This is a genomic window from Dongia sp. (assembly GCF_041906375.1).
In the GTDB taxonomy this organism is placed as follows: domain Bacteria; phylum Pseudomonadota; class Alphaproteobacteria; order Dongiales; family Dongiaceae; genus Dongia.
The window spans coordinates 325,638-337,420 of the sequence record NZ_JAYRJJ010000002.1; the positions used below are offsets into that span (position 1 = coordinate 325,638).

Consider the following 11,783-nt stretch of genomic DNA (forward strand, 5'->3'; position numbering starts at 1 on the left):
TCTTCGGGGCGTCCCCGCATGGTGTTTTCGGGGCAAACAGGCTAGGAAAGCCCGCCGAACACCCCTGGAAGCCCCGCAACGAGACCATGTCCACAGACCTCATCACCTTGCGCGAGAAACTGATCGCCGCCGCCTATGAAGCGGGAGCCGCGATCATGGCGGTCTATGCGGGGGATTTCGCGACCGACCGCAAGGCCGACAAATCGCCGGTGACCGCAGCCGATGTGGCGGCCGAGAAGCTCATCCTGGCCGCTTTGGCCGATTGTGCGCCCGCGATCCCGGTGGTGGCCGAGGAACAGGCGGCGGCGGAAGGGTTGCCGCAGCAGGTGGGCCGACGCTTCTTCCTGGTCGATCCCCTGGACGGCACCAAGGAATTCATCGCCCGCAACGGCGAGTTCACCGTCAACATCGCGCTCATCGAGGACGGCAAGCCCGTGCTGGGCGTGGTCTATGTGCCGGCGCTCGATGAGATGTATGCCGGTTGCGGCAACGCGGCGACAAGGCGGTGCGGCGGCAATGAGAGCGTCATCGCGGCGCGCAGCCTGCCGGCCGCCGGCGCGATCATGGCCATCAGCCGGTCCCATGCCGCCCGCGAGCTGGTGAAGGTCGAGGAGCTTGGCGAGCATGTGGCGGGTACCATCGTCGCCGGCTCGTCGCTGAAATTCTGCCGCATCGCCGAAGGGTTGGCCGATCTCTATCCGCGCTTCGGCCCGACCATGGAATGGGACACGGCGGCGGGTCATGCCGTTCTGCTGGCCGCCGGCGGCTCGGTCGCCAATCTCGACGGCTCGCCCCTCGCCTATGGGAAGCCGGGCTTGCGCAACCCGCATTTCATTGCCCGCGGGCGGCGGCCATGACGGGCAGGGTCGTCCCGGCGGATATGCAGCACATCACCCTGGCGGCCAAGGCCATCCAGCGCGGTGAATTGGTGAGCTTTCCGACCGAGACGGTTTATGGGTTGGGCGGCGACGCCACCAATGACCGTGCGGTCGCCGCGATCTATGCGGCCAAGGGTCGGCCAAGCTTCAATCCGCTCATCGTCCATGTCGCCAGCCTGTCGGCGGCGACCGAATATGCCGAATTTTCCCCCGACGCGGTGAAACTCGCCCGGAAGTTCTGGCCCGGCCCCCTGACCCTGGTACTGCCGCGGCGCGCCGGTTGCCCACTCTCGCTGCTGGTCAGTGCCGGCATGGACAGTGTCGCCTTGCGCGTTCCGGCCCACCCCACGGCGCGTGCCTTGCTATTGATTGCCGAGCGACCGCTGGCCGGCCCCAGTGCCAACCCTTCAGGCCGCATCAGCCCGACCACCGCGCGCCATGTCGAGGAGGGATTGGGCGACAAGCTCGCTTTCATCCTCGACGGTGGGCCCTGCGAGATCGGCGTCGAATCCACCGTCATCAGCCTGCTCGGCGACAAGCCCGCCCTGCTGCGGCCGGGCGGCATCACCGCCGAACAGATCATTGCCGAGCTTGGTCGCGAGATCGAGATCGCCCCGCCGGTCGGCGATGTGGAGGCTGGCCTCCATGGCCCGGGACGCCTCCTCAGCCACTATGCACCGGAGCGGCCGGTTCGCCTCAACGCGCAGGATGTGCGGGAGGGCGAGGCGCTGCTGGCCTTCGGGCCGCAGGTGCCGCCGGCCAAGATCAGCCTCAACCTCAGCCCCGGCGGTGACCTCAATGAGGCCGCAGCCAATCTCTTTGCCATGCTGCGGGCGCTGGACCGTGCCGATGTGAAGGGCATCGCCGTGATGCCGATCCCCGCCGAAGGGCTGGGCTTGGCCATCAATGACCGCCTGACGCGGGCGGCGGCACCGCGGCAGGACTAGAACCGGCCGTAGCGATAGAGATCGGTGCCATGGTTTTCCAGCCACAGACGGGCTGAATCGACCGAGCGGCAGATTTCGCTGCACAGTTTCCAGAATTTCGGGCCGTGGTTCATTTCGCGCAGATGCGCCACTTCATGGGCGATCACGTAATCCATCACATGGCGCGGCGCGAAGATGAGGCGCCAGGAGAAGGCAAGCTCGCCCTCGCTGGTGCAGGACCCCCAGCGGCTCTTGGTATCGCGGATGGTGATCTTCTTGATCTTCTTGCCGACGATTTCCGCCTTCTGATAGGCGCGGGCCTCGATCTCACGCTTGGCTTCGATCTTCAGCCAGTCCTGGACGCGGCGTGGCACATGCTCCTCATGCCCCGCGACATGGATCTCTTCCGATTCACACCAGACAACGCCGCGCGCATGGGGCTTGTGGCGAATGCGATGCGGCGTCCCGAGAATGGGGATGACATTGTCGTGGAGGAACGGCACCGGCTCGTGCAGCTGGTCGAGATGCTGTTCGATCCAATCCTTGTTGCTTAACGCAAATCGCTTGCCTTCATCGCGCGAAGTGCGTTTCGGCAGCACCACGATGATCGACGAATTGCCATGGTCGAGCCGGAGGATGATGCGTTGCGCGCGCTTGTTCTGCTTGAACACGAGCGGCACTTTCCGGGTCTCGAAAGAGAGCATGTGAATATCGCTCGCCTCAGCGATGCGGCGACGGGGAGGACGCGCTTTATCAACCGCTGACTTGCGCGCGGTCGATAACGACTTTGCCAGATTTTTCGCGACTTTCCGCATGGTGGTCAAAAACAATCCACATATCCCCAGGGTTACCGAATTTCCCCTGGCGACCACTTTACGGCCCCGTCTATGACGCTTTCAACCGGTTACTCTTTTTTTGCGAGCCACCCTGCCATGCGTCATTAAGGATGCCGATTCCGCCCGGATAAGGGCCTGTTTTCGCTCGGAACCCCAAGCGTAACCGCCAATTGCCCCATCGTTACGCAAGACACGGTGACACGGAATGGCAATGGCCACCGGATTGCGGCCGCAGGTATTGCCGACCGCCCGCGCGGCCTTCGGTTGGCCGATCGCCGCCGCCACCGCCCCATAGGTGCTGGTTTCCCCCACCGGGATCCGCGTCAGCGCGGCCCAGACCTGGCGCTGGAAAGCCGTCATCCGGATGTCGAGCGGCAGATCGGCCTGCGGCGCCTTGCCGGCCATGCGACGGAGGATTTCGGTGACATAGGGGCCAAGCGCCCGGTCGTCGCGGCGGACGCTGTCGGCGCGAGGGAATTCTTCCGCCAGATCCGCGATGAGCGCCGCATCGTCCTCGCCCATCTCGACCCGGCAGAGGCCCTTTTCGGTCGCCGCCACCAGCACCCGCCCGAGCGGCGAAGGGGCCAGGGCATAGCGGATCGCGGCACCCTTGCCGCCGCTGGCATAGGAGGCCGGCGTCATGCCGAGTGCGGCACCTGCCCGCTCATAGACGCGGCTGGAGGAGCCGAAGCCGGCGTCGAAAGTGGCGGCCGCCACCCCGGCCCCGCTGCGCAAGCCCTTCTTGAAGCGCGCAAGACGCAGGCTTTCCTCATAGTCGCGGGGCGAGACGCCCATGACGCGCTTGAACTGGCGCTGGAGATGCCAGGGCGACAAGCCGCAATGGCGCCCCAGTTCCTCCAGCGTGATGGGGCCGTCGGCCTCGGATTCCTGGCGGGCTTCGATATAGGCGGCCGCACGCTTCACCAAAGCGGTGGCGCCGGCCTTGCCGTGAGTTTCCAGAACGCTAGCATCGGGCATGTCGGACCGCTTGGCTGTCATGTCATCCTGCCCTGACGAGATATGCTAGGCTGTCGCCCTGCGCTATCCGGGTCTTGCGGCCTGATGATAACCCGAAACAGGTGGTCGCATGGAAGATCCCTTTCATCTGCAACGCTTTGTCGAGGCGCAGGACGCCGTTTACCCAGCCGTGCTCAATGAATTGCGGGCCGGGCGCAAAACCAGCCATTGGATGTGGTTCATCTTCCCGCAGCTGGCCGGGTCGCCCTTCGAAGCGGCCCTGCAGAAATATTTCGGCGGGGCGCCGGACCCGGCAACCCTGAAATTGCTTTAGCGAGAGGCTGGCCTCGGCCCGCCGGGTCGCGCTAAGCTCGGTGCAGTCGCGTTACCGGAGCCATGAAGCATGACCATTCCCCCGTTCCATCTCGCCTTTCCGGTCCATGATCTCGCTGCCACGGAAGCCTTCTATGCCGGCCTGCTCGGCTGCAAAATCGGTCGGCGCGATGTCAAATGGATCGATTTCGATTTCTTCGGCCATCAGATCTCGGCCCATCTGAAGCCGGAGGAAACGGCCATCGCCAGCACCAACCAGGTCGATGGCGACAATGTCCCTGTCCGGCATTTCGGCGCCATCCTGCCCTGGGGTGACTGGCACCGCCTGGCCGACAAGCTGAAGGCCGCCGGCACCCAGTTCATCATCGAGCCGCATGTGCGCTTCAAGGGCCAGGTCGGCGAACAGGCCACCATGTTCTTCCGCGACCCCAGCGGCAATGCACTGGAATTCAAATCCTTCGAAGACCCGGCGCAGGTCTTCGCGGTGGCCTAAAGCCGTCGATTGACGAACGCCACCCGCCAGGCGGCGCCGAAGCTTTTGCCTTCGATGTGATCGAGGCGCGTGACGGAAAGATTGTCGACCGAGAAACCCAGCGCCCGCTCCGGTTCGATGTCGAGGGCGGCGGCAAGGGCTGCGCGGATCGAGCCGCCATGGGCCACCACCACGATATCTTGGCCCGCATGGGCGAGCGTCAGGCGCAGCAGCGCCTTTTCCACCCGCGCCACGACGTCGGCAAAGCTTTCGCCGTTCGGTGGCCGCTCGGTCGCTGGCGCGTGCCAGAAGCGGTGATAGGCGCCGTCGCGGCTGGCATCCAACTCAGCATAAGTGAGGCCCTGCCAATCGCCGAAATGCTGTTCGACCAGGTCATGTTCGATCTGCGGCGGGACCGGTTCGATCCCGCGCCCCAGGTGAACCGCGGCCAAGGTCTGATGCGTGCGTTTCAACTGCGTCGCCACCCAGACGGGCGACACGGGGAGGAAACCGGCTAACGCCTGAAAGGCGGTTACATCGGAACAATCGGCTTCAAGATCGTCCTGGCCATAGATGCGGCCGAGCGAGCCGATAACGGGGGCGTGGCGCACCAGCCAGAGGCGGGTTTCGGTATGGTCCATTTGAACTTGCTTTTAGGTCAGGGTCACCAGATTGACGAGGATCGCCATCTCCGCCACCTGCTCGACGGCGCCGAGCACGTCGCCGGTATAGCCGCCGAACTTCTTCTGCGCCAGCTTGGCCACCGCCCAAGTGGCAGCCAGGGCTGCGAGCAGCGCCACGAGGGCAGCGATCGGCGCCACGGCGATGACGCTGATGACCAGCGCAATGGTCAGTGACCAATTGGCGGCCGTGATACTGGGCCGGCCGGCATCGACGGCGAGGCCATTGGCCCTGGCCAGCGGCATGCGCGCCATGACCAGCGGCAAAACGCCGCGACCCAGCGTATGCGCGGCAATGAGAGCGCCGGCCACCAGTTCGGGGGCACCCAGATTGGCGATGGCCGCCACCTTGATCGAGGTCGAGAAGATGAGCGCCAGCCCCCCATAAGAGCCCAAACGGCTGTCGCGCAGGATTTCCAGGCGCTTTTCGACCCCGCCGCGGGCACCCAGGGCGTCGCAGACATCGGCCCAGCCATCCTCGTGGAGGGCGCCGGTCACGATCCCGGTCGCGGCCACGGCAAGCAATGCCGCGAGCAGGCCAGAGAGGCCGATCTCCATGGCCACAAAATAGACCAGGGCGCCAATTAGCCCGACAATCAGGCCCGCGAACGGAAAGGCACGGGCCGCTTCCCCCAGGCTGCCCTCGGCTGCCGGCATCGGCAGGCGGGTGAAGAAGCCCAGCGCCAGGAACACATCGCGCCGCCAGGCCGCCAGGAGCGACGTAACCGGCGGTTTCCCGGGCCCTTGCGCGCTATCGGCAGCAGCTTCCGGTGAAGCGGCGGTTTCATCTTGCGGGGGCGGTTGATTGGCTTCGCTCATGGGTGCTTCGGTTCCGCTGCCGGTTGGGGAGGGTGGGACCGCTGTCGTTGTATCAGGAACCGTGCCTGGGATATAGGACGGGCCATTGTAGGACATGCTGGCGGCCCGCAGGCTATATCCCCGGGCGGCCGATTTTGGAGCAAGGCGTTATGTTGGACAACAAGTCGATTGCCAGTTTTGCGGAAATGCGGCGCATTGTGGCGGAGTTTCCGGGGCCGGATCTTGCGGCAGCGGGGGAAGCGCGGGCGCGAGAAGGGCAATTGACCAAGCCCGCCGGCGCCCTTGGCCGCCTGGAGGAACTGGCCGAATGGCTGGCGACCTGGCAAGGAAAGGCGCCGCCCGTCATCAATCATCCGCGCGTTGCGGTCTTTGCCGGCAATCACGGCGTGGCAGCACTCGGCGTGTCGGCCTTTCCCGCGGAAGTCACGCGTCAGATGGTGCTCAATTTCACCCATGGCGGCGCGGCGGTGAACCAACTGTGCAAGAATGCCGATGCCGATCTGCGCGTCTATGAAATGTCGCTCGACCAGCCGACGCAGGATTTCACGCAAGGTCCGGCACTCGGCGAAGTCGATGCCGCCCGCGCCATGGCCTACGGCATGATGGCGGTCGAACCCGGCGTCGATCTGCTTTGCGTGGGCGAGATGGGCATCGCCAACACCACGGCGGCCTCGGCGATGGCTGCAGCGCTCTTTGGCGGCACCGGCACGGATTGGGCCGGTCCCGGCACCGGCGTTCATGGCGCACAGCTTTCGCGCAAGGCCGAGGTGATCGATCTGGGCCTCGCCAGGCACCGGTCGAGCTTCAACGATCCGCTGGCGATCCTGGCCTGCCTCGGCGGCCATGAACTGGCGGCGATCACGGGCGCCGTCATCGCCGCGCGCATCGCCCGCGTGCCGGTGATCCTTGACGGATTTGCCACCACGGTTGCGGCTTCAGTGCTGCTCAAGCTCGACAGCCACGCGCTCGATCATTGCGTCGTGGCGCATTGCTCGGCCGAGCCCGGGCATAAACGGCTTTTGGAGAAAATTGCGAAAAAGCCGCTGCTTGATTTCGGCATGCGTCTGGGCGAGGCTTCAGGCGCTGCCCTGTGCATTCCGATTCTGCGCGCGGCGGCCCTCTGCCACAGCGGCATGGCGACCTTCGCCGAAGCCGGGGTCAGCGACAAGGATTAAGGTGCCACCCCACTCGTCATGGTCCGCGAAGGCGGACCACCCATGAGTTTGTTGGCAGCTGATCGATAACTCGTGGGTGGTCCGCCTTCGCGGACCATGACGCATTAAGTTGGTGCCATGTCCCAGGAACTCGCCCGCGCCTTTCTGCTCGACCGCCTCGGCCTGCGTGGCCCCTTCTGGACGCGTGATGACGCCGGCAAGCGCGCGGTCGGCCTTGGCATGATGCAGATCGACAGCATCCGCTCCACGGGCCTGCGCAATCACGAGATCGCCTGGGTTGCGCGCACCGATGCGCCGATCAGCGACCTTTACGACGTCTATTATCGCGACCGGCATATGCTGGAGACGCACTATCCGCTCTTTGCCACCAGGCGCGATTGGGTGCCCTTCTTCCTCAAGGATTTTTCCAAGGCGGTCAATCAGGAGCGCCTGAAGGAAATGCGCCCGCTGATGCGCAAGGTGAAGAAGCATATCGAGACGAACGGCCCTGTCTCGCCGGCCGATCTCGACTCCGAGCGCGTCATCGGCGGCTTCAACACCATCAAGGCGACAACGCGGGCACTCGAATACCTTTATCACACCGGCCAGGTGCAGATCAGCGGCCGCAGCAAGAACTTTCATCGCCTGTTCGATTTGACCGAGCGCGTGGCGCCCGAATTGTTGTTGCCGCTGCCCGACTATCGCAATTCGCACAAATCCTTCTTCGTCCATTCGGCACTCTCCGTGCTGAAGCTCGCGACCCCGCGGCAATTGGCCGAGCGCGTCTCGCATCATGTCGGCACATGGCGCGGCGGCATGGCCGTGGCGAAGCGGCTGATCGAGGAGGCGCTCGATCATCAGCTCATCGACTGGATCGAATCCCTCGAAGGCGATACGCATCACCGCTATCTGGCGCTTAAATCCGACCTCGACCGCTTCATGGCAGGCATACCGCCGCAGGACGACACCGTGCGCCTGGTACCGCCGCTGGACAATCTGATGTTCAGCCGCCGGCGCTTCACCGAATTGTTCGGCTTCACCTACAAGTTCGAGGCCTATACGCCGGAGGACCAGCGCCGCTTCTATTTCGCCATGCCGCTGCTCTATCGCGACCGCGCGGTTGGGTTGATCGACGGCCGGCGGGAGGATGGCGACTGGCGCATCACCGGGCTGGAACTCTATCACGACGTGCCGCTGCCGCATTTGCGCGCCGCCGTGCACCGCTTTGCCCGCATCGCGGGATGCGAAAAGGTCGTTGCCTCACCGGGTTTGACGAAGGCACAGCGCATGACGTTGGTGGGGAAGGTCGACGGATGACCGATGACTTCGCCGCCCTTATTTCCGCCGGCCACGGATTGCGCACGCGCGATCGGCGCGAGGTCACGGTGACGGCGATCGATGCAGCCACCGGCCGCATCAGCGGCATGGTGCCGATGGTGGGCCTTTGTCATTGGCGACAGGATGGGCGGTATGAGGATGCGCCCGGTGGCGGGGCCGGACCGCTCGATCTGATGCCGCCCCAGGCGCGTGCGCCAGAAGGCCCGCAACATGCCTCGCTAAAGGACAATCCCTGCGATCCCGCGACCCGGAATGCCTGCTGCGATTGACTGAATCTGCTCAAGCGCACGCCATAATGTGATTCAGCCATCGGGCTGTCATCCGCCTGTCACAGAGCATATGGCACATAGCCCGCCATGTTGCAGACGAAGGTGGACATGAAGCCGGAGCCGCAGGAACGGAGCGAAGCTGAGCTGCGCCCGGCGGAAATTGCGGCGGCGGAAGCGGCGCCGAAGGTGCGCGCCTTTACCCTGATGGCGCGCGAACTGGCCTCGGATGCGCCGGTCATCCGGCCGGAGACGACCGGCGCCAAGGTACTCGATCTCTTTCGCAGCAATACCGCCCTGCCCCTGCTGCCCGTCGCCGATGAAACCGGCGTGGTCTATGGCGCAGTCGAGCGCGACAGGTTGCTGTCGGTCTTTGCCCAGCCCTTGTGGTTCGACGTCTATTTCAAGCGGCCGATTCTTGCCCTCATGAACCGCCAGCCCTTGGTGGTGGACGAAGAGACGCCGCTCGACGAGATCAAGCGCCTGATCACGGCGAGCTATCCGGAAGCGATCCAATCCGGCTTCCTGGTGACCAAGGACGGCCGCTTCAGCGGCATCGGCACCATGGCAAAACTGCTGGAGCTTACCGTCGAGCAGGCGCATCGGCGCCTGGAGCAGCTGGACGAGGCGCGCCATGCGGCGGAATTCGCGGCAAGCTCGCGCGCCCGCTTCCTTGCCACCATGAGCCATGAGTTGCGCACGCCCTTGAACGCCATTATCGGCTTTTCGGAACTGCTGCTGGGCCTGCCCGGTGCCGGCCGGGACGCGCCGCAGCTGCCAGATTATATCGGCGACATCCGCCAAAGCGGGCAGCACCTCCTCGGCCTCATCAACGATATTCTCGACTATTCGAAGCTGGAAGCCGGCGCTCTCACCCTGAACGCCCATGAATTCCAGCTCGGCGAGATGCTGCATTCGGCACTGGGCGTCACCCGCGGCCAGGCCGCCGCGCGCAATGTGCGCCTGGAACTGGAACCGACGCCGTCGCTGGCGGTCGTCGCCGATGAACGGCGGTTGCGGCAGGTCGTCATCAACCTGCTTTCCAACGCGATCAAGTTCTCGAATGGCGGCGACGTGGTTTCCCTGCGCGCCCATTGCGATCTTGCCGGCTCGCCGGTGATCGAGGTGGTGGATAACGGCCTGGGTATCGCGCCCGCTGATCTCGAGCGCGTCTTCGAACCGTTCGTGCAGGTCGAAAACCATCTCAACCGCAAGAATGAGGGGACCGGCCTCGGCCTGCCGCTGTCGCGCCAGATCATGGCGCTCCACGGCGGCACCTTGCATTTGACCTCGGAACTCGGCGCCGGAACGACGGCCATCATGACGCTGCCCCCGCTGGCGCTCGGCACCGAGCTGCCTATTCACCCACCTGCAGCAACAATCCCAGCTTTCGCGCCCGCCCGAAGCTGAAGAGATAGGCGGCGATGCCGACGAGGCAGAGCAGGACGTTGAGCCCCACCGCCGCGAAGAAGTGATCCCACAGGAACGTGCCGTGGAAAAGCATGGCGCGCATGCCCTCGAAGACATGGGTCGAAGGCAGTCCCAGCGCCAGTATCTGCGCCCAGCCCGGCAGGACCGAGATCGGGTAATAGGCGCAGGAGAAGGGGGCCAGGAAGAAGACCAGGAACCAGGCCATGTTCTCGGCCGCCAGGCCATAGCGCAGGATCATGGCGGTGACGAGCAGGCCCAGCGCGCAGCCCATGAACAGCAGGTTGAAGAAGAAAGCCAGCAAGGGCACGCCGAGAGTAAAGATCGAGAAATCGTAGAAGGGAATGGCCAGCAGCATGGCCGGCACGACACCGATGACGGCACGCACGAAGGACATGGCGACCAGCGACAGAATGTGTTCGAGCGGCGTCAGCGGCGAGCAATAGAGATTGGCGAGGTTGCGCGACCAGAGTTCTTCGATGAAGGAGAGCGAGAAGCCGAGCTGGCCGCGGAACAGCACGTCCCACAGCATGACACCGGAAATGAGCACCCCGAAGGCACCGGCGACATAAGAACTGTTGGTGGCGAGGAATTGCGACAGAAAGCCCCAGATCACCATCTGCATGGTCGGCCAATAGGCCATCTCGATGAGGCGCGGCCAGGAGCGGCGCATGACATAGAAATGGCGCTGGCACATGGCCCCGACGCGGGTGAGGGAGATGGCGGTCATTCCGGACGACCCCTCACCCCGACCCTCTCCCCGCTATCGCGGGGCGAGGGAGTTCCGAACGAGTCCGACTGAAAGCCCCTCGCCCCTCCGGGGAGAGGGGTTGGGGTGAGGGGGTGCAAGCGCTCTAACATCGCCATTACGCCTCCACCTTCGCGGGATCGCCGACACGTCGGTCTCTTGCGATGTCGAGGAAGACTTCCTCGAGATTCTGCCGGCCGAAACGGTAGATGAGATCGTCCGGCGTGCCGCGATCGACGATCCTGCCCTTCCTCAGCATCAGCACTTCATGCGCCAGGCGCTCGACCTCGCCCATATTGTGCGAGGCAAGCAGGATCGCCGCGCCCTGTTCGCGCTGATAGGTTTCGAGATAGTGCCGGACCCAATCGGCCGTATCAGGATCCAACGAGGCGGTCGGTTCGTCGAGCAGCAGCAGTTCGGGTCGGTTGAGCAGTGCCTTGGCAAGCGCCACCCGCGTCTTCTGCCCGGCCGAGAGCGAGCCGGTGCGCCGGTCGAGAAGGGCATCGAGATCGAGTGCCTTGGCGATCTCCCGGATGCGCCCCGCCACGTCCCGGATGCCATAGAGCTTGGCGAAGATGGTGAGATTTTCCCGGGCCGAGAGGCGATGCGGCAGGTCGACATAGGGCGACGAGAAGTTCATGCGCCCCAGCACGCGGTGGCGATTGAGCGCGATATCTTGGCCAAACAGGCTGATTCGCCCGGCGGTCGGGACCAGCAGGCCCAGCAGCATGGATATCGTGGTCGTCTTGCCCGCCCCATTACCGCCCAGCAAGGCGACGGTCCGCCCGGCGGCGACGGTGAAATTGAGCCCATCCACGGCCCGCAAGGAACCGAAATCCTTGGCAAGCTGATCCACGTCAATGATGCAATTGGAATCCATGATACGGGTCGGTTTGAATGATTCTTAAGATCGAAGAAAAAGGTATGACTTTCCGCCCATTGATAGCC

14 protein-coding genes are annotated in these 11,783 nt (G+C 64.5%); 8 read left to right on the forward strand and 6 right to left on the reverse strand.

The features are described 5' to 3' along the window. Positions 1–86: 86 nt before the first annotated feature. Positions 87–857 (forward strand): 3'(2'),5'-bisphosphate nucleotidase CysQ, encoded by a 771-nt coding sequence (cysQ, locus tag ACE3OA_RS08190; protein ID WP_374309844.1) that lies wholly within the window; start codon positions 87–89, stop codon positions 855–857. Then, positions 854–1,825, forward strand: a complete 972-nt coding sequence (locus ACE3OA_RS08195; RefSeq protein ID WP_374309846.1) for an L-threonylcarbamoyladenylate synthase — start codon at positions 854–856, stop codon at positions 1,823–1,825. Before cysQ ends, ACE3OA_RS08195 begins: the two co-directional genes overlap by 4 nt. Here ACE3OA_RS08195 and ACE3OA_RS08200 read toward each other — a convergent pair. Together ACE3OA_RS08200 and ACE3OA_RS08205 are read right to left on the reverse strand one after the other, a co-directional pair. Further along, complete coding sequence (locus ACE3OA_RS08200) at positions 1,822–2,508, reverse strand: M48 family metallopeptidase (RefSeq protein ID WP_374309849.1); 687 nt, start codon at positions 2,506–2,508, stop codon at positions 1,822–1,824. The two genes, ACE3OA_RS08195 and ACE3OA_RS08200, sit on opposite strands and share 4 nt — an antisense overlap. Positions 2,509–2,700: 192 nt before the next feature. Next, positions 2,701–3,639, reverse strand: coding sequence for a methylated-DNA--[protein]-cysteine S-methyltransferase (locus ACE3OA_RS08205; RefSeq protein ID WP_374309851.1), 939 nt, complete (start codon positions 3,637–3,639; stop codon positions 2,701–2,703). 88 nt (positions 3,640–3,727) lie between these two features. On the opposite strand from ACE3OA_RS08205, the gene ACE3OA_RS08210 reads away from it, so the two are divergent. Beyond that, complete coding sequence (locus tag ACE3OA_RS08210; protein ID WP_374309853.1) at positions 3,728–3,931, forward strand: DUF1810 family protein; 204 nt, start codon at positions 3,728–3,730, stop codon at positions 3,929–3,931. Positions 3,932–4,000: 69 nt separating this feature from the next. Then, the gene (locus ACE3OA_RS08215; protein ID WP_374309855.1) at positions 4,001–4,423 is read left to right on the forward strand and encodes a VOC family protein; all 423 of its coding nucleotides are present in this window, start codon (positions 4,001–4,003) and stop codon (positions 4,421–4,423) included. On the opposite strand, the gene ACE3OA_RS08220 is transcribed toward ACE3OA_RS08215, so the two are convergent. Together ACE3OA_RS08220 and cobS are read right to left on the reverse strand one after the other, a co-directional pair. Then, a complete protein-coding gene (locus ACE3OA_RS08220; protein ID WP_374309858.1) occupies positions 4,420–5,043 on the reverse strand; it encodes a histidine phosphatase family protein in 624 nt (207 codons plus the stop codon). The genes ACE3OA_RS08215 and ACE3OA_RS08220 overlap by 4 nt on opposite strands. 12 nt (positions 5,044–5,055) lie before the next feature. Continuing rightward, a complete protein-coding gene (gene cobS / locus ACE3OA_RS08225; RefSeq protein ID WP_374309860.1) occupies positions 5,056–5,901 on the reverse strand; it encodes an adenosylcobinamide-GDP ribazoletransferase in 846 nt (281 codons plus the stop codon). Between the two features lie 149 nt (positions 5,902–6,050). Here cobS and cobT point away from each other — a divergent pair, with 149 nt between their 5' ends. The 4 genes from cobT (at position 6,051) to ACE3OA_RS08245 (ending at position 10,069) form a co-directional block, all read left to right on the forward strand. Continuing rightward, complete coding sequence (cobT, locus tag ACE3OA_RS08230) at positions 6,051–7,076, forward strand: nicotinate-nucleotide--dimethylbenzimidazole phosphoribosyltransferase (protein WP_374309862.1); 1,026 nt, start codon at positions 6,051–6,053, stop codon at positions 7,074–7,076. Positions 7,077–7,193: 117 nt separating this feature from the next. After that, entirely contained in the window at positions 7,194–8,372 is a 1,179-nt protein-coding gene (locus tag ACE3OA_RS08235; RefSeq protein ID WP_374309865.1) for a DNA glycosylase AlkZ-like family protein, read from the forward strand. Then, positions 8,369–8,662 carry a hypothetical protein gene (locus tag ACE3OA_RS08240; RefSeq protein WP_374309867.1) on the forward strand — a complete coding sequence of 98 codons (294 nt, stop codon included), beginning with the start codon at positions 8,369–8,371 and terminating at the stop codon, positions 8,660–8,662. Before ACE3OA_RS08235 ends, ACE3OA_RS08240 begins: the two co-directional genes overlap by 4 nt. An 87-nt stretch (positions 8,663–8,749) precedes the next feature. Then, positions 8,750–10,069: a sensor histidine kinase gene (locus ACE3OA_RS08245; protein WP_374309869.1), complete on the forward strand. Its 1,320-nt coding sequence runs from the start codon at positions 8,750–8,752 to the stop codon at positions 10,067–10,069. Here ACE3OA_RS08245 and ACE3OA_RS08250 read toward each other — a convergent pair. Then, complete coding sequence (locus tag ACE3OA_RS08250) at positions 10,017–10,817, reverse strand: ABC transporter permease (RefSeq protein ID WP_374309871.1); 801 nt, start codon at positions 10,815–10,817, stop codon at positions 10,017–10,019. The genes ACE3OA_RS08245 and ACE3OA_RS08250 overlap by 53 nt on opposite strands. 136 nt (positions 10,818–10,953) lie before the next feature. Continuing rightward, positions 10,954–11,715, reverse strand: coding sequence for an ABC transporter ATP-binding protein (locus ACE3OA_RS08255; RefSeq protein ID WP_374309873.1), 762 nt, complete (start codon positions 11,713–11,715; stop codon positions 10,954–10,956). Positions 11,716–11,783 lie beyond the last annotated feature (68 nt).